At 72.4% G+C, this 17,516-nt stretch carries 13 protein-coding genes; 9 read left to right on the top strand and 4 right to left on the bottom strand.

Annotated features, from left to right (window positions below; all coding sequences use genetic code 11):
• The 5 genes from AIIKEEIJ_RS03175 to AIIKEEIJ_RS03155 form a co-directional block, all read left to right on the top strand.
• Window positions 1-1,894, top strand: a 1,894-nt coding sequence (locus AIIKEEIJ_RS03175; RefSeq protein ID WP_161994920.1) for an AfsR/SARP family transcriptional regulator, incomplete at its 5' end; no start/stop codon positions are given.
• A gap of 53 nt (window positions 1,895-1,947) precedes the next feature.
• Window positions 1,948-3,357 (top strand): FAD-binding protein, encoded by a 1,410-nt coding sequence (locus AIIKEEIJ_RS03170; protein ID WP_161994919.1) that lies wholly within the window; start codon window positions 1,948-1,950, stop codon window positions 3,355-3,357.
• Window positions 3,358-3,457: 100 nt separating this feature from the next.
• Entirely contained in the window at window positions 3,458-4,102 is a 645-nt protein-coding gene (locus AIIKEEIJ_RS03165) for a DUF1707 SHOCT-like domain-containing protein (RefSeq protein WP_043802811.1), read from the top strand.
• 116 nt (window positions 4,103-4,218) lie between these two features.
• Window positions 4,219-5,505, top strand: a complete 1,287-nt coding sequence (locus AIIKEEIJ_RS03160) for a VWA domain-containing protein (protein WP_161994918.1) — start codon at window positions 4,219-4,221, stop codon at window positions 5,503-5,505.
• Window positions 5,506-5,612: 107 nt separating this feature from the next.
• The gene (locus AIIKEEIJ_RS03155; protein ID WP_065922074.1) at window positions 5,613-7,454 is read left to right on the top strand and encodes a DUF2339 domain-containing protein; all 1,842 of its coding nucleotides are present in this window, start codon (window positions 5,613-5,615) and stop codon (window positions 7,452-7,454) included.
• Between the two features lie 9 nt (window positions 7,455-7,463).
• Here the strand turns inward: AIIKEEIJ_RS03155 and AIIKEEIJ_RS03150 are convergent, their stop codons facing one another.
• Genes AIIKEEIJ_RS03150 through trmB form a run of 3 tightly spaced genes read right to left on the bottom strand, consistent with a single transcriptional unit; the run spans window position 7,464 to window position 12,040 of the window.
• Complete coding sequence (locus AIIKEEIJ_RS03150; RefSeq protein ID WP_161994917.1) at window positions 7,464-10,595, bottom strand: MMPL family transporter; 3,132 nt, start codon at window positions 10,593-10,595, stop codon at window positions 7,464-7,466.
• 9 nt (window positions 10,596-10,604) lie between these two features.
• A complete protein-coding gene (locus tag AIIKEEIJ_RS03145; protein WP_006940232.1) occupies window positions 10,605-11,297 on the bottom strand; it encodes an NYN domain-containing protein in 693 nt (230 codons plus the stop codon).
• Window positions 11,294-12,040, bottom strand: coding sequence for a tRNA (guanosine(46)-N7)-methyltransferase TrmB (gene trmB / locus AIIKEEIJ_RS03140; protein ID WP_161994916.1), 747 nt, complete (start codon window positions 12,038-12,040; stop codon window positions 11,294-11,296). The genes AIIKEEIJ_RS03145 and trmB overlap by 4 nt, the downstream gene beginning before the upstream one ends.
• A gap of 154 nt (window positions 12,041-12,194) precedes the next feature.
• Between trmB and AIIKEEIJ_RS03135 the strand changes: the two genes are divergently transcribed.
• From AIIKEEIJ_RS03135 to AIIKEEIJ_RS03120, 4 genes are all read left to right on the top strand, one after another.
• Window positions 12,195-12,839, top strand: a complete 645-nt coding sequence (locus AIIKEEIJ_RS03135) for a hypothetical protein (RefSeq protein WP_161994915.1) — start codon at window positions 12,195-12,197, stop codon at window positions 12,837-12,839.
• On the top strand, window positions 12,836-14,275 hold the full coding sequence (locus AIIKEEIJ_RS03130) for a hypothetical protein (RefSeq protein ID WP_102799652.1): 1,440 nt from the start codon (window positions 12,836-12,838) through the stop codon (window positions 14,273-14,275). Before AIIKEEIJ_RS03135 ends, AIIKEEIJ_RS03130 begins: the two co-directional genes overlap by 4 nt.
• Window positions 14,276-14,285: 10 nt before the next feature.
• Window positions 14,286-14,636 (top strand): DUF6802 family protein, encoded by a 351-nt coding sequence (locus AIIKEEIJ_RS03125; RefSeq protein ID WP_161994914.1) that lies wholly within the window; start codon window positions 14,286-14,288, stop codon window positions 14,634-14,636.
• Window positions 14,637-14,914: 278 nt separating this feature from the next.
• Window positions 14,915-16,744: a phosphoenolpyruvate carboxykinase (GTP) gene (locus AIIKEEIJ_RS03120; RefSeq protein WP_029546116.1), complete on the top strand. Its 1,830-nt coding sequence runs from the start codon at window positions 14,915-14,917 to the stop codon at window positions 16,742-16,744.
• A gap of 72 nt (window positions 16,745-16,816) precedes the next feature.
• On the opposite strand, the gene AIIKEEIJ_RS03115 is transcribed toward AIIKEEIJ_RS03120, so the two are convergent.
• Window positions 16,817-17,293 carry a VOC family protein gene (locus tag AIIKEEIJ_RS03115; protein ID WP_161994913.1) on the bottom strand — a complete coding sequence of 159 codons (477 nt, stop codon included), beginning with the start codon at window positions 17,291-17,293 and terminating at the stop codon, window positions 16,817-16,819.
• Between the last annotated feature and the right edge of the window lie 223 nt (window positions 17,294-17,516).

Raw genomic sequence — 17,516 nt, 5'->3', positions numbered from 1 at the left:
TCCCGCCGACGGGCCGTGGTTCGTGGACCTGGCGGCCGTGCGGGCCGATGCGCTGGTGGCCGCGACGGTGGCGTCGGCCCTGCAGATCCTGGGCCCCGGGACCGTCGACCACCTGGCGACGGTGCTCGCCCCACGTGAGTGCGTCCTCGTGCTGGACAACTGTGAGCATCTGCTCGACGGTTCGGCGGAGCTGGTGACGGCGCTGCTCGAGCGCTGCCCCGGCGTGCGGATCCTGGCGACGAGCCGGGAGCCGCTCGGCCTCGACGGGGAGTGGGTCTACGAGGTGCCGCCGTTGGACGAGTGCGCCGCCGTCGAGTTGTTCGGCGTCCGGGCCGCCGGGGTGGTGCCGGGCTGGACGATCCACGACGAGGTGACCGAACCGGTGCGTCGCATCTGCACCGAGCTCGACGGGATCCCGCTCGGGATCGAGCTCGCGGCGGCGCAGCTGCGGGTGCTGTCCGAGCAGCAGATCGCCGAGGGGCTGAGCGACCGGTTCGCGCTGCTGCAGGGCGGCTCCCGCACCGCTCCGCCGCGGCAGCGGGGGCTGGCCGACGCGATCGAGTGGAGCTACCGGCTCCTCGACGACGAGCAGGCGCGGCTGCTGCGCGAGGTCGCGGTGTTCGCGGGCAGCTTCGACATCGAGGGTGCCGCCGCCGTGCACGGCAGCACGCCGCCGCTGAGCGTCCTGCCGCCGCTGACGGCCCTCGTGCGGCGCTCGCTGCTGCGGGTGGAGCCGTCGTCGTCGCCGCGGCGGTACTCGATGCTGCAGACCATCCGCGAGTTCGCCCTGGCCCGCGCGGACGCGGCCGAACGGGACCGGATGGCCGACGTGCACCGCCGGTTCGTGCTGCGGCGGGCCCTCGCGGCGGTGCCGCACCTGCGCGGCTCCCGGGCACGGCAGACCTTCGACGCCCTGACGGCGGACATCGCCGAGCACCGTGCCGCTGCGGCCTCCGCGCTGGCCGCCGGTGATCCCGTCTACGCGCTCGAACTCGCCGGGGCCCTCTATTGGTTCTGGTATCGGCGGGGGCACATCCGGGAAGGTCTGGAGCTGATATCGGCAGCCCTGGACGCGGTCGAGCGGACCGGTACCGCCGTCGCAGCGGCAACCCTGTCGTCGGCGCTGACCGGCCTGGGCGGGCTCACCTACCTGGCCGGGGACGCGGCCGGCGCGGCGGCCGTGCTGGGACGGTCCGCCGACGCCGCGGGGAGGGGCGGCGACGTCGTCACCGAGGCGTGGATGCGGTCCTGGTGGGCGTACTGCTCCGCGATCACGGGCCCGTCCGACGAGTTCCTGCACGCAGCGCACGAGAGTGCGGACGTCCTGCGCCGGGAAGGCGCCGTGTGGCAGCGCGCCGACGCCCTGCTCATCGAGGGCATGATCCTGCGCTTCCTCGGCGATCCGCAACGGGCGCAGCAGGTGCTGCGCGAGGCGGTCGCGACAGCCGAACGTTGCGGCCACGGCTGGGCGGTCGGCTCGGCGTCGTGGACACTCATGCGCACGGCGATGGACGTCGGGGACACGGACGCGGCGCTCGACGCGGTCCGGGTGATGCAGCCGGTCCTCGAGGCCGAGCGGGACGTGACGTCGTGGCTGGTGCTCGTCCACAGCGCCGCGGCCCTGGTGGCCCGGCTCGGTACTCCCGACGTCGGCGCGATGCTCCTCGGGGCGGTCCGGGCGCTCGGCGGCCGCATCGGCTTCCTGCCCGAGGTGATGGATCCGGTCGACGGGCCGCGCGAGGCGGCGGTCGTCCGCGACGCGCTCGGTGACGCCGAGTTCGAGCGGTGCGCGAGCCTCGGCGCCGGCCTGGACCGGGACGAGGTGAGCGCGCTGCTGGCCCGGCTGTGCCGGACGGGGCACGTCGGTGCGCAGCCGGAGCTAAGCGGCAGCTAAGCGGTGGCGGTTGTCCTGGAAGGGACCGAGATCCGATCCTTCCGAGGAGCACCATGTCCCACCCGACGCCCCAGACCCTGGCCCCCACGTCCGTCGTCGACCTGCTTCGGACCGCCGTCGCCGGTGTCGTACACGCCCCCGAGGACGAGGGCTATCGGCTGTCCGCCACCGGCTTCAACCTCGCCACCGTCCACCGCAGCGCCGCCGTCGTGGTCGCCTCGAGTGCCGCCGACGTCGCCGCGGCGGTCCGGATCGCGGCCGAGAACGGGCTGACCGTCGCGGTGCAGGCCACCGGCCACGGCGCCGCCCCCGCGCCGGAGAACAGCATCCTGGTCGACACCGCCCTCCTCGACGGGGTGAGCATCAACCGCGCCGAGCGCACCGCCACCGTCGAGGCCGGGGTCCGCTGGCAGCAGGTGCTCGACGCCGCGGCCCCGCACGGGCTGGCGCCGCTGGCCGGCTCGGCACCGGGCGTCGGGGTGGTCGGGTACACGCTCGGCGGCGGGCTCGGCCCGATCGCCCGCACCCACGGGTTCGCCGCCGACCGGGTCCTGCGGATGGAGGTCGTCACCGCCGACGGGCAGCTGCGGCGGGTCACCCCCGACGACGAACCCGACCTGTTCTGGGCCCTGCTCGGCGGCGGCGCGGCATTCGGGATCGTCACCCAGATGACGTTCGAACTCCTGCCCATCCAGACCCTGGACGGCGGCGGCCTCTTCTACGACATCGCCGACGCCCCGGCCGTGCTGCGCCGCTGGCGGGACTGGATCTCCGCGGCGCCGACCTCGGTGTCCAGCTCGCTGGCCATCGTCAACTTCCCGCCGCTCCCGGAACTGCCCGAGCCGCTGCGCGGCCGCACCGCCGTGCACGTGCGGTTCGCGCACGTCGACGACGCCGAGGACGCCGGCGCCCTGCTCGCCCCGCTGCGCGCGGTGGCCACCCCGGTCCTCGACACCGTGACCGAGATCGTCTACCCCGCCCTTGGTTCGATCCACGCCGACCCCACCGACCCGATGCCAGGCATGGAGCGCTCGGCGCTGCTGCGGGAGCTGCCGGACGCCGCCCTCGACGCCCTGCTCGCCGTCGCGGGTCCCGCCGGCGCGCTGCCGATCGCGCTCGCCGAGGTCCGGGCCATGGGCGGCGCGCTCGGTGTGCCGCCCGAGACCCCCAACGCCGTCGCGGGCCGCGACGCCGCGTTCACCCTGTTCACCGTCGGGGTGCTGGTGCCGCCCCTCGCCGACGCGGTGCCCGGAGCGCTCGAGACCGTCGTCGGGGCGATGGCGCCGTGGGCCACCGGCGGTGCGCTGATGAACTTCGCGGGCGGCGTGGACGGGCCCCCGGCCGCCCGGGTGGCGAACGCGTGGACCCCCGCCCAGCGGACCCGGCTCGCCGAGATCCGCGCGGCATACGATCCCAGCGGCGTCTTCGCGCCCGCCGCGCGATGGGCGGCAACGGCGATCTGAGCCGACCGCATCCGTCCGTCCCTCGGCTCCACGACCGTCGGGCCGGCGCGCCAGCGCCTACCCTGATGATCCCGGCGCGCCAGCGCCTACCCTGATGATCATGGAGTCGAGGGATCTGCGTGTCTCGGACGCCGAGCGCGAACACGTCGGGACGCTGCTGCAGCGCGCGGTCGGGCAGGGGATGCTGTCGCTGGGGGAGTTCACCGAGCGGATGGACACGGCGCTGGCCGCCAGAACCCGCGGAGAACTGAACGCCGTGCTCGTCGACCTGCCCGGAATGCAGGTGCGGCCCGAGTACCTGCCACATCCGATGCAGCCCACCCCCGCCCCGGCGCCGCCGATGGCCGGGCCGGTGCCCCCCGCCCCGCCCTCGCATCTGCAGACACCCACCATCCGCGGCCGGTTGTCCAACCTCAGCCGCAAGGGGCGGTGGGAAGTGCCACCGGTGCTGCGGCTCGACACCCTGATGTCCTCGGTAACCCTCGACTTCACCGAGGCCGTCATGCGCACCCAGGTGGTGCGGATCCAGGTCGAGGACTACCTCAGCTCCATCACCCTGATCGTTCCCGCCGAAGCCACGGCCGACATCAACGGCCTCGACACCGTCGCCGCGAGCGCCGAGTCGAAGGTGCGCAACGGGCCCCCGTTCGGCCCGCTGCATCTGATCGTCGGCGGCACCGTCCGCCTCGGTTCCGTCAACGTCAAGCACCCGCTGGGCACGACCCTGCGCAAGCTGCTGGGCTAGCCGGCCGGCGGTCCCCGAGGAGCGTCGGGCCTGTCGGCCGGTGGAGGCGCACCGTGTCGGTCCCCATGCGTGTTGGTGCGACGAAAGGAAGCGGCCCGCCCCGGGCCGGAACGCTTATGGCAGAGCTTGCGCGTGGCGAGAACACCACCATCCCCTCGGGGCCGGTGACGGTCGCGGTGGCCGGTGCCCGGCAGGGCACGGTCGATCTGATGGTGTTCCAACTCGGCGCCGACCAGCGTGTCCGTAGCGACGCCGATTTCGTGTTCTTCAACCAGCCGGCCTCCCCGGAGGGCGCGGTCCGGTTGGTCGCGGCCGACCGGATCGGTGTCGATCTGGCCGCGATACCCGCGGGGATCGAGCGGCTGTCGGTCGCGGTCGCCCTCGACGACAGTGTGCCGGGCAGCTTGTCCGCCGTCCCCGGTCTGGGCGTGCAGGTTGCCCACCCGGCGGGCGAGACGACGGCGCCCGCGTTGGGGTTGAGCACCGAGCGGGCGGCGGTCCTGCTCGAGATCTATCGCCGCAACGGCGCGTGGAAGCTTCGCAACGTCTCCGCCGGGTGGGACACGGGCCTCTCGGCGCTGGTGGTCCACCATGGGGTGCAGGTCGACGATCAACCCGCCACTGCCGAACCTGCCGCGGTGGCCCCGCCGGCTGCGGTCGTGGACAGCGCTGGTGTCCGCACCGTCGCCGGCGACGCGAAACTCTCGTTGGAGAAGCGGCAGAGGCTGGACCTGCGCAAGCGGGAAGTCGCCAAGGTGCTGCTGGACAAGGGCGCGGCCGGGGTGCGGGCCCGGGTCGTCCTGGTGATCGACAAGACCGGCAGCATGCACCGCGAGTACACCAGCGCACGCATCCATCAGGTCGTCGAGAGGATGGTGCCGATCGCGGTGCAGGTCGACGACGACGGCACCCTCGAGCCGTACCTGTATGCGGTCTCGTTCGCCCGGCTGCCGGACATCGCCGTCCACGATGTCGAGTCCTGGTGTGCGACGTATCTGCATCTCGGTGGGGTGCACGGGGGCATCGACTACGAACAGATCGGTGGCTACAACGACGAGCTGCCGGTGATGGGGGCGATCATCTCCACCCTCACCGCGGGGGCGTCGATGCCGACGCTGGTGCTGTTCTTCACCGACGGCGGCTTCCACAAGAAGGGCCCGATCACCGCGTTGATGAAGAAGGCATCCGGTCTGCCCGCCTTCTGGCAGTTCGTCGGCCTCGGCAAGGCGAACTACGGCGTGCTCGAAAAACTCGACACCATGAGAGGGCGGGTGGTCGACAACGCCGGGTTCTTCAGCGTCGACGACATCTCCCAGGTCAGCGATGCCGAACTCTATCGGCGCCTGCTGGGTGAGTTTCCCGACTGGCTGCGCGCGGCGCGCGCCGCGCGCATCGTGGGCTGAACCGCGACGGGGGTCCGCACCAACACCACGATGAGGGCGGTGCACAAGCCCGCATGTCCGGTAGTGATACTCATGCCCGCGGGCGCCGCTCCGCGGACCATGTAGGGATGAGTACGCCGACCCCGCCCGGCCTCGATCCGCGGCTCGTCGCCCAGCTGTCCGGCGAGTGCTACGCGCTCGAACAGCACCTGTACGCCGTCGGCGCGCACGTCGCACATCTGCGGGCCCAGCTCGACCGCCTCGCCGTCGCGCCGGCCCCGGCGCCCGTGCCACCCATGTCGCGGGCCCCGGCGCCACCACCGCGGCCGGTCCCGTCCGTGGCCCCGCCGCGGCCGCCGGCGCGGGAACCGTGGTGGCAGCGCGACGGCGTGATCAGCCGCCTGCTCGCCGTCGCCGGGGTGGCGGTCACCCTCATCGGCGTGGTGATGCTGCTCGTGCTCGCCGCGCAGGCCGGTGTCTTCGGTCCCGTGCCCCGCGTCGTCTCCGGTGCGGTGCTGTCGGCCGCGCTGGTGGCCGCCGGGATCCGGGTGCACCGCCGCGACGGCGGACGCGTCGGCGGTGCCGCCCTGGCCGCGACCGGTTTCGCGGGCGGCTACCTGGTGGTCTTCGCCGCGACCGCCTACTACCGGTGGGTGCCGGCGGTCGTCGGTCTGGCCGCCGCGCTCGTCGTCGCCGGCGCCGGGGTCGCGCTCGCGGTGCGCTGGTCGGACCGGATTCTGGCCGTGCTGCTCGTGCTCGGGGCCGCGCTGCTCGCGCCCACCCTGTCGGACGGTGATCCGTTGCTGCTGCTCGGCTTCCTGCTGGTGCTGCTCGTCGCGAGCTTTCCGGCCCAGTGGCACCGCAATTGGGCCCTGCTGCATCTCGCGCGGGTCGTGCCGATCGCCGCGGTCCTGCTGGTGTCGATCGCCGGGGCCGAGCTTGCCGAGCGGGGCGAGCTCGCCTGGCTGGTCGGCTTCTCGGTGGCGGTCGCCGCATTCGTCGCCGGCACCGCGGTGCTGCTGCTGCGCCGGGAGCCGGGCGACGTCGTCGCCGCGGTGTGCCTGGCGGTGGCGGCGCTGCCGCTGCTCGCCGTCGGGTTGCGGCTGGACCGGTGGCCCGCCGTCGCGCTCGAGGGCACGGCCGCCGCCGGGTACCTCGTGCTGTTCGCCCTCGTCGGGCCCCGGTCGCGTCCGCTGCGGGTGGCGTCCGTCGCGGTGGCGGCGTTGGCGCTGCTGCACGCGTGCCTCGCGGGCGCGAGCCCCGACGCGGCTGCCACGGTGCTGCTCGCGGTCGCCGCCGGGTATGCCGGTGCGGCCGCGTCGATGCGGTCGCGCCTGCTGTACGTCGCCGGCCTCGGCTTCTGGGTGCTCGGAGGAGCGATGTTCTACGACGGCGCCGAACTCGAGAACCTCACCGACCGGGAGCTGGCCGTGGACCGCCTCGACGCGGCCACGCTCGTCACGGCCGTCCTGCTCGCCGCGGTGACGCTGCTGCTCGCGTGGACGGCGACGCGACTGCGGCTCGTCCGCGAACGCGGCGTCCCGTGGATGTGGAGCGGTGCGGCACTCGTGGTGCTGTATGCGGTGACCACGGCATTGGTGACCGCGGGCGTCCTCCTGGGCGGTGCGGACGCCGGATTCGTCGCCGGGCACACCGCGGCGACCATCTGCTGGATGATCGCGGCGACCGCGATGCTGGCGCTCGGCCTCGCCCGCACCGAGTACGCGCACGCCGCGCTGGCCGCGGGGCTGTCGCTGACCGGCGCCGCGCTGGCGAAGCTCTTCCTGTTCGACCTCGCTGCCCTCGAGGGAGTGTGGCGGGTCGTCGCCTTCATCGTGGTGGGCCTGCTGCTGCTCGCCGCCGGTACCCGGTACGCCAAGGCGTTCGCCGGACGCTCCGCCGCCCCGGAGACCGGCTCCGGCCGGGAGACCGGATCTGGCTCGGCGGAGCCGGGACCCGGCGAGGACTGACCCGCTCGGTCAGCGGCGGCGCTGCCGCGCGATGAGTTCACTCACGCTGATCGACTGGCTGTTCTCGGCACCGCCGTGCCGGCCGCGCTGCGAATCCTGCGCGTCGGTCTCCGACCGGTTCGCCGGGGCGTCGTCGGCCCTGCCGGCGGGGGCGCTGTCCTCCGCCGGAGGCGTCGTCGACGGCCGCTCGCCCGCGACCGGCTGATCCGCCGTCCGCGGGTTGGCCCGTCGCAGCTGCGAGAGCCAGTTCTCGATTGCCTGCGGGTCCCGGGTGGGCGCGCCGGACGAGCGCGGCTGCGGCTGAACCTGCGGCCGCACGTACGTCTGGGTCACCGGGGGCGGCACATCGCCGCGCTGCCGGCGGGGCAGCGGCGGTGTGGCGGGCGGGGAGGACCGCTGGTCCTGCACGGGCGGGACCTGGCCCGGCACTTCTCGCGGGGGCTGGGACGGTGTCTGCTGCGACGGTGTCTGCTGGGACGGTGCCTGCTGCGGGCGGGGGCGCTGGGGCAGGGGACCCTGCGCCTGCGGTTGCGGGGCCGGTGGCCGCTCGGTGCGCGGTTGCTGCGGCTCGGGTGCCGGCGGGCGGGGACGGTCCTGCGGGGGAGCGGGCCGATTCGGCGCCGGGATCCGGCCCGACGGATTCTGCGCCGCCGGCGCCGGCTGCTGCGGCCGTGCCCCGGGAGCCGCCGGGGTCGCCCCGGCCGGACGACGCCGGGGCGGCCGGTCCCGGTCCTCCGGTGCCCGTGCCGGTGGCTCGGCCGGGCGCGGGGCGCGTGGCGGGGCCGACCGGCGCGGTGGCGGCTGCAGGTCGCGGACGCGCCGCTGCTCGGCGGCTGAGCGGGGTGCGGCGATCTTCGGCAGCGGCTGCGTCATCGGATCGTCCGTGGCGACGCCGGCGACGGTGGGCAGGCGGTGCGACCCGGTGGCCGCGACGGTCGCCGGACCGAACATGCCGACCGTGATCAGCTCCGGCACGTCCTGCGGCATGAGCTCGTTGTCGAGGATCGGCTCCGCGAGCCCGATCCTGGCCTGGATCCGCTTCATCCACGCCGGTGCCCACCAGCAGTCGTCGCCGAGCAGTTTCATCGTCGCCGGCACGAGCAGCATGCGGATCACCGTGGCGTCGATGATCAGGGCCGCGATCATGCCGTAGGCGATGTACTTCATCATCACCAGTTCGGAGAAGCCGAAGGCGCCGGTGACGACGATCAGGATCAGCGCCGCGGCCGTGATGATGCGGCCGGTGTGCGCCGTGCCGATCCGGATGGATTCGGTGGTGCTCGCCCCCTGCGAGCGGGCCTCGACCATGCGGGAGAGCAGGAAGACCTCGTAGTCGGTGGACAGGCCGTAGATGATCGCGATGATCAGCACGAGCACCGGCGACATGATGGGACCGGGCGTGAAGTTCAGCGGCCCGGCCCCGTGACCGTCGATGAAGATCCACGTCAGGATGCCGAGGGTGGAGCCGAGGCCCAGCGCACTCATCAGCGCCGCCTTGATCGGCAGCACCAGCGACCCGAACGCCAGGAACATCAGCAGGGTCGTGAGCACGACGACCACCGTCACCATCAGCGGCAGCGTGTTCATCAGCGCGGCGATCGAATCCTGTTCGATCGCCGGTGTGCCGCCGACGAGCACCTCCACGCCGTCGGGCCACTGCGCCGCATGCAGGTAGTCGATGGTCTCGGCGGAGTTGTTGCGGTCCTCGAGCCCGGCCTTGACGACGCGGACGCCGTCCCGGGCGGGACCCTCGATGGTGAACTTCTCCACCAGGCCGGGGGCCGCGCTGGCCGTCTGGATGATCTCGTTGAGGTCGCCGCCCTCGGCGCCGCGGACGACGATGCGCACCGGCTCCGCGCGCTGGCCGGGGAACAGTTCGTCGAACTGTTCCTGGGCGAGCCGCGTCGGATGGTCGGGCGGCAGGTAGGTCTCGTTGATGCCGCCGAACTTGATGCCGGTCAGCGGCACGATGAGCAGCAGCAGGCCGATCACCGTGGGGATGGTGACCTTGAGCGGGTTGCGCATCACCCACCGGGTGATCCGTCCCCAGATGCTGTTCTCGACCTGCTCGTTGGACTGGATCTGCCCGAACCGGGACCAGCCCCACTTGTCGATGTTCCGGCCGAGGATGGCGAGCATGGCGGGCAGCAGCGTGATCGAGGTGATCGCCGCCAGCGTCACCGTCGCGATCGCGCCGTACGCGACGGACTTGAGGAAGCCCTGCGGGAACAGCAGCAGGCCGCCGAGGCTGGTGACGACCATCGTGGCGGAGAACACCACGGTGCGCCCGGCCGTCATCACCGTGCGGCGCACGGCGGCGGACGCGGCGTAGCCCTCGGCGAGTTCCTCCCGGAACCGGGACACCATGAACAGGCCGTAGTCGATCGCCAGGCCCAGGCCGATCAGCGAGACCACGGGCGCGACGAACGAGTTGACCTCGGTGAAGTTCGTGATGAGCCGCACGATGCCGTTCGCGGCGACGACCGTCAGGCCGCCGGTGATCAGCGGCATCGCGGCCGCGATCACGCCGCCGAAGACGAAGAACAGCAGGATTCCGACCGCCGGGATGGCGAGGAGCTCCATGCGCTTGATGTCCTGCGCCATCGTGTCGTTGAGGGCGCCGGAGATCGGTTGCAGGCCGGCGAGCTGCACGTCGACCCCGTCGATGAGGAACTCGTCCTTCACGTCGCGGAAGTTGTTGGTCAGCTCGGTGTCGTTGTCGCCCGCGATGGCGACCGACGCCACGGCGTGCTGCCGCGACTGGTCCGCCAGCGCCGGCACCGCCGGGGCGCCGTTCGTCGGCCAGTACGCACCGTTGATCTTCAGGATCTGATCCGGATGGTCCGCGACCAGCGAGTTGAGACTGTCCTTGACCTTCGCCGCGAACTCCGGATCGTCGACCGTCCTGCCCTCCGGCGCCGTGTACAACGCCAGGACGTCGCCGTTCGTGTCGCGGCCGAAGGTGCCGTCGGCCAGCTTCGCCGCAGCGACGGACTCCGAGCCGGGATCGTCCCAGCCGCTCTGACTGAGATGATCGTTCAGGCTCGCGCCGTACCCGGCGAGCCCGAGCAGACCGGCCACCATCACCGCGATGACGGTGAAGCGCGCACGGTGGACGAGCTCTCCCCAGCGGTCGAACACGAAACTCTCCTATTCGGCCACGCTCTTGCGGCCCACGAGCAGGGCGGACAGCGGTCGGAACGGCTGCAACCAGGCGCCCTCGTCGGGCAGCGAGTCCAGGCTCACGCGTGGCAGCGGCTCACGGAACACCCCCGGGATGTCCTCGAGGTCGACGAAGTCGAGCACCTCGGACGTGACCGCCCAGCTGGCGTGCTCGCGGAAACCGAGGACCTGCACCGCCACGCCGGTCGCGGCGATCTCCTCGAGCGGTTCCCGGAACGCCTGCCCGTCGGCGGAGGCGACCATCACCCCCGCCAGACCCTCACTGCGTCGCAGCGCGATGTGCCGCAACATGTCGGAGTCTACGTCGCTGTCCTCGTCGATCTTCGGCTTGGCGAACACCGCGAAGCCGACGTTGCGCAACGCCTCGACCCACGGGCGCACGACGTCGGCGCTGCCCGGCGCGATGTTCGTGAACACCGTCGCCTCGGGGTCGAGGGTGGCCGTCGTGGTGCGCGAGAGCTCGGACGTGCGGCCGAGCAGCCACCGTCCGAGCGCGTCGAACCGCGGCCGGTAGGCGGCGGTGGGCCGGCCGCCCAGGATGGCACCGAGACCCATGTCCAGGTTCGGCGCGTCCCACACGAGCAGCACCCGCTCGTGCCGCTCGGTGCCGTCCGTCGTGGGGGCCGCGGACACGTCGGACAGTTCTTCGTGGACGCTCATGCCCTGATCTTCCCCCAGACCAGCTCCGTGATGCTGCTGCCCACCCGCTGCGCCTTGTCCTCGAACTTCGTGACGGGGCGCTCGTGGCTGATGGGGGACTCCCAGTCGAGCGTCGTCAGCAACGGCTCGGCGTTGCCCGCCTCGGCGATGGCCTCGGCGTACTCGGCGTGGTCCGTCGCGACGTGCAGCACGCCGCCCGGCTGCAGCCGGCTCGCGATCAGGGCGAACGTCGGCGGCTGCAGCAGGCGGCGCTTGTGGTGGCGGGCCTTGGGCCACGGGTCCGGGAAGAACACCCGCACCCCGGTCAGCGACTCGGGGGCCACCATGTGCTCGAGTACCTCGACCGCGTCGCCGCGCAGGATCCGCAGGTTCCGGATCGGCGTGTCGGTGTCGTAGGTCCGTTCGATCTGCTGCAGCGTCTGCGCGATGCCGGGCTTGTAGACCTCGACGGCGATGAGGTTCACGTGCGGTTCGGTCCGGGCCATCGTCACCGCGGCCGTTCCGGTGCCGGAGCCGATCTCCAGGACGACCGGCGCCGAGCGGCCGAACCAGGCGTCGACGTCGAGCCGGTCGTCGCCGACGTCGCGGCCCAGCTCGGGCCAGCAGCGGTCCCACGACTCCTGCTGCGGGAGCGTCAGCGCGCCCCGCCGCGAGCGGAAACTCGTCATCCGCGGGTACAGACGGTTTCCTCGGGTCGGGCGCTGCTCCAGCGTCTCGGTCGTGTCCAGATCGGCGTCGTTCACCCGACCATTGTCGCGTATCGGGAGGGTGTGTGGCAGGAGGGACTGAAGTGACCACAGTGTTTTCTCAGGGTGCCGGGTTTTCTCAGGGTGCCCCCGGGCCGCTGCCGTCGACGGCAGCCTCTGCCAGAATCGGCGGCGACACACGGGGGTGGTCATGGTGGGGGATGCGGGGACCGCGCACGCGCGGCGGCGGCAGATCGTCGAGGACATCGGCCGGTTCGACGCCCGGGCCGGCCGACAGGTGCAGCGCGCCCTCGACCGGCACGACGCCCCGCTGCGGGTGCAGATCGCGGGTCGCGGCGGCGCCGTCCGTCCCGCGCTCCGCGCAGCCGTCGAGGCGGCGGTCGCGGCGTCGGCACTGGTCGACACCGTGGAGCTCGACTCGCCGGACCGGCCCGAACCGGTCCTCGACGCGGATGTCGTCCTCCTCGTGCTCGCGGCGCGGGTCCACCCCGCCGATCTGGCGGCACTCGTCCGCTCCGCCGATCCGGCGGCACTCGTCCGCTCCGCCGATCCGGCGGCGCTCGTCACACGCGACGACGAACGCCTCGTCGTCGTGCTCGATCGGACCGAAAGACTCGAGGATGCCGAGGCCGCGTTCGCCCGCGCGGCCGCGCACGTGCGACGGCCGGTCCTCACGCCCGGCTCCGGGCCGGCGGCGGTCGTCGAACGACTCGGTTCCGCGCGCCGCCGTCGCGACGCCGTGCTCGCCCGCGACCTGGCGGGCATCGGTGCCGGCCCGCGGGCCCGCGACGTCATCGAGGCCGCCCTCGACGACCTCACCGGATCGTCGCGGTGATCCCGCCCGACGTCGGCGACGTCGTGCGCCGCTGGAACCCGGAGGGATGGGCGCGGCTGCACGCCACGTCGGACCCGCCGCGGATCCGGGTGGCCGGGGTCGACGGCTGCGGCCGCGGGGCGCTCGTCGACGAGCTCACCGCGCTCGGCCCGGCCGTCGACTACGTCCATGACGGTCCCGCGACCGTCGTGCTGATGGTGTTCGAGGCGTCGGCCCACCTCGGCCGGACCGAACTCGCCGTCCTCGAGTCCGCCGGGCGCGGCAGCGGCCGCGTGGTGTGCGCGCTCACCGGAACCGACGTGCACCCGGACTGGCGGGTGGTGCACGAGCGGGACGTCGCGCTGCTGCAACGGCACGCACCCTGGCTCGGTCCGGTGACATTGCTGCCCGTCGGGACGTCGCTCGCCGCCCGCGCCCGTGCTGTCGGCGGCGACGCGGGAGCGGTGCTGCGGCTCGAATCCGGGATCGTCGACCTGCACGAGGCGCTCACGGCGGCGCTGGTCCCGGGTCCGCATGCGGGCCGGGCCCTGCGCAGCGCCGTCGTCGCCGAGACCCGCCACCTCGTGGTGCAGGCGATCGCTGCCCTGCGCGCCGGCGACGACACGGGGGCCCTGCGCGCCGAACGGGCGCGGTGGAGCCTGCGGGCCACCACTCCCGCCGACGACGGAGGGCTCCGCGCCGAGCTGCAACGGGCCCGCATCGACACCGCGCAGGCCGTCGCGGCGGCCGTGCGCGCGGCGTCCGCCGAATTTCGCGACGCGATCGAGACGGTGGACCCGGCGCACGTGCCGCACCTGCTCGACGACGTGGTCCGCGACCTGCACGCCCGGGTCGGCACGGTCGTCACCGAGCGGCTGGCCCGGATCGGACCGGGTGACCCGGAGCCGGCCGGCCCGGCCACCGTGCCCCCGCGGTCCGCGCCGCCATCCCCGCGACGTCCCGTGGAGGACCGCCTCACCGTGCTGATCGGCGCGTCGGCCGGGGCGGGGCTGGGACGCGTCGCGGTGTCCCCGCTGTCCCTGGTGCCCACGCTCGAGCTGGCGACGGTACCGCTGAGCCTGCTGCTCGGCGCGGCGGCGGCGTGGTGGCTGGTGCGGGTGCGGCGACGGCTCGCCGAACGGGACCGGATGCGCAGGTGGGCGCTCGAGGAACTCGTCGAGGTGCGCGCCGAGCTCGAGGCCGTCGCGCTCGAGCGCATCGTCGACGCGGAGGCCCGGCTCGGGTCCGCGCTCGCCGTCGCGCGCACCGCCCGGCTCGCCACGGCGCGCGACCGCATCGCCGCCCTCGACGACGAGCTGAGACGTCGCGCCGAGGACCGTGCCGGGCAGCTGGCGGCGTGCGAGCGCGATTTCGCCGTGCTCGCCCGGGCGGGAACCGCCGGCCGGCCGGGCGCGTCCAACGGGACGACAGCGTCCGATGGTGTGACACGGCAGTGAGGAGCGCGCGATGGTGGACGGATTCGCCGGCACCGACGACGAGGTGTGGGAGCCCGACGTGCCCGTCCCGGGACGTCCCGCGTTCGGCCCGGGGCTGGCCCCCGCGCTGCTCGACCCGGCCGGACCGGGCTCGCTGCCGCCGGCCGTGGACGTCGACGGCGACGGGCTGCTCGACACCGTCACGTTCGCCACCGCGGACGCACTCGTCGTCGCATCGGACACCGACGCTGACGGGTGGTTCGACCGGGTCACCGAACTCGGCGACGACGGACGATTCGGGGTGTGGCAGTTCCGGCGCGACGTCGACGGTGCGGAGCACTGGACCCGGATTGACGAAGGTCACCTCGATCGAGGAAAGTGAGGCAAATCGCCCGTGCCCCGGGCGTGCGAGGCGGGTACTGTGTTCGCCCTCTGAATCGTTTCTGTGACATTTCCGACCGGCCCCGATTGCCATCACCCCGAAGTCCGGCGTTAACCTCTATGAATAGGACATCCGGCGCCCGCCTCGTCCGTTCGGCCACGGAGGAAGCGGGTGGTACCCCTGCCGAGAGGGGGAGTCCGGGTCCGCCGCTGGTCCCTGGGACGGTTCGTCGCAGGTCGGGGGAGGGATCCGGTTCCGGCGCACCCCAGGAGAGTTTGATGACCTCAGTGACCATTCCCGGTCTGAACGGCACCGATGGCAAGCCCCCGACCCAGCACGCCGAGCTGCTCGCATGGGTACAGGAGGTCGCCGAACTCACTCAGCCCGACCGGGTCGTCTGGGCCGACGGGTCCGACGCGGAATGGGACCGGCTGACCACCCAGCTGGTCGAGGCCGGGACCTTCACCCGCCTCAACGACGAGAAGAAGCCCAATTCCTTCCTGGGCAACTCCGACCCGTCGGACGTCGCGCGCGTCGAGTCGCGCACCTTCATCTGCTCGCGCAACGAGGTCGATGCCGGACCGACCAACAACTGGATGGATCCGGCCGAGATGCGGGCGACCATGACCGAGCTGTACCGCGGCAGCATGCGCGGGCGCACCCTCTACGTGGTGCCGTTCTGCATGGGCCCGCTCGGCGCGGACGACCCGAAGCTCGGCGTCGAGATCACCGACTCGGAGTACGTCGTCGTCTCCATGCGCATCATGACCCGCATGGGTACCGCGGCCCTGGAGAAGCTGGGCACCGACAAGCCGTTCGTCAAGGCCCTGCATTCGGTGGGTGCGCCGCTCGAGCCCGGCCAGAAGGACGTGCCGTGGCCGTGCAACGACACCAAGTACATCACCCACTTCCCGGAGGACCGGGAGATCTGGAGCTACGGCTCCGGCTACGGCGGCAACGCCCTGCTCGGCAAGAAGTGCTACTCGTTGCGTATCGCTTCGGCCATGGCGCACGACGAGGGCTGGCTCGCCGAGCACATGCTGATCCTCAAGCTGATCTCGCCGGAGGACAAGGCCTACTACGTGGCGGCCGCGTTCCCGAGTGCCTGCGGCAAGACCAACCTCGCGATGATCCAGCCGACCATCCCGGGCTGGCGCGCCGAGACCCTCGGCGACGACATCGCCTGGATGCGTTTCGGTGAGGACGGCCGGCTGTATGCGGTGAACCCGGAGTACGGCTTCTTCGGCGTCGCCCCCGGCACCAACCACGGCTCCAACCCCAACGCCATGAAGACGATGGAGGCCGGCAACACGCTGTACACCAACGTCGCGCAGACCGACGACGGCGACGTGTGGTGGGAGGGCCTGGAAGGCAATCCCGAGCACCTCATCGATTGGAAGGGCAACGACTGGACTCCCGAGTCCGGCACCCCGGCCGCGCACCCGAACTCGCGCTACTGCACGCCGATGTCGCAGTGCCCGATCCTCGCCCCCGAGTGGGACGATCCGCAGGGTGTGCCGATCTCCGCGATCCTGTTCGGCGGTCGTCGCAAGACGACTGTGCCGCTGGTGAGCGAGTCCCTCGACTGGCAGCACGGCACCTTCCTCGGCGCGACGCTGTCGTCCGAGCAGACCGCCGCCGCCGAGGGCAAGGTCGGCACCGTCCGTCGCGACCCCATGGCGATGCTGCCGTTCATCGGTTACAACGCCGGCGACTACCTGAACCACTGGATCAACATCGGCAAGTCCGCGGATGCGGACAAGCTGCCGAAGATCTTCTACGTCAACTGGTTCCGTCGCGGCGACGACGGCCGCTTCCTGTGGCCGGGCTTCGGTGAGAACTCCCGTGTGCTCAAGTGGATCGTCGACCGCATCGAGCACCGGGCCGGCGCCCAGACCACGCCGATCGGCTTCGTGCCGACCGCCGCGGACCTCGACCTCGAGGGCCTCGACGTCGACCGCGACGACGTCGACGAGGCGCTGAAGGTCGACGTGGCGGAGTGGAAGGAAGAGCTGCCCCTCATCGAGGAGTGGTTCGAGTTCCTCGGCGAGAAGGTGCCCTCCGGCATCCGCGACGAGTTCGAGGCCCTGAAGCAGCGCCTCGCCTGACGCCTGATCGACCGAATGTCACATCGGATCGCTTGTATCGATCCGATGTGACATTCGGCGTTTCAGGGATGCTCAGGACGACTGACTCGAGAGCCACTCGTCGATGCGACGTCGTGCCTCTTCGGGCGCGACGTCCTCGACGCGCGTCATGATCGCCCACCGGTGCCCGAACGGGTCGAGGATCGTCCCGAACCGGTCTCCGGTGACGAACGTCGAGGGTTCCTCGAAGACCTGCGCACCCTGCTCGACCGCGCGGGCGAACGTCGCGTCGGCGTCGGTGCAGTACAGCACGTAGGAATGGTCGACGGTGTTCGTCCCGTCGGGCGCGCGCAGCCTCATGGCCGGCGCGGGGTCGCTCAGCTGGAGCCGGCCGTGCCCGAAGTCCAGTTCGGCGTGCGCGATCGTGCCGTCGGGCCCGTCGGTTCGTTCGACGACCTCGGCGCCGAAGACCGTGCGGTAGAACTCGACGGCCCGGGCCGCGCCGTCGACGACGAGGAACGGCGTGAGGGAGGTGTAGCCGGCGGGGATCGGATTCACGGAATGCGTCATGCGACGAGTCTCGCGTCGTCTCCGCCGGCCGTATTGAACATTTCCGACATTCCCCGGGACAGCGGTGGTGGGCCGAATGTCACACAGGTTCGATTCGGGCTGACTCAGGTGGTCCATGCGACACGCTCCCTGACCAGGGGAGATGTCAGTGGGTCGAGCAGCACGAGAGGCGAAGAAGGCTAGGTTCTTCGCCATGCGCATGACGAAGGTGTCGATCGCCAAG

Origin of the sequence: Rhodococcus sp. YH1 (assembly GCF_009939605.1) — a bacterium.
Classification (GTDB): domain Bacteria; phylum Actinomycetota; class Actinomycetes; order Mycobacteriales; family Mycobacteriaceae; genus Rhodococcus; species Rhodococcus aetherivorans.
The sequence above is the reverse complement of the archived record's forward strand: the minus strand, read 5'-3'. Positions and strand labels throughout refer to the sequence as shown.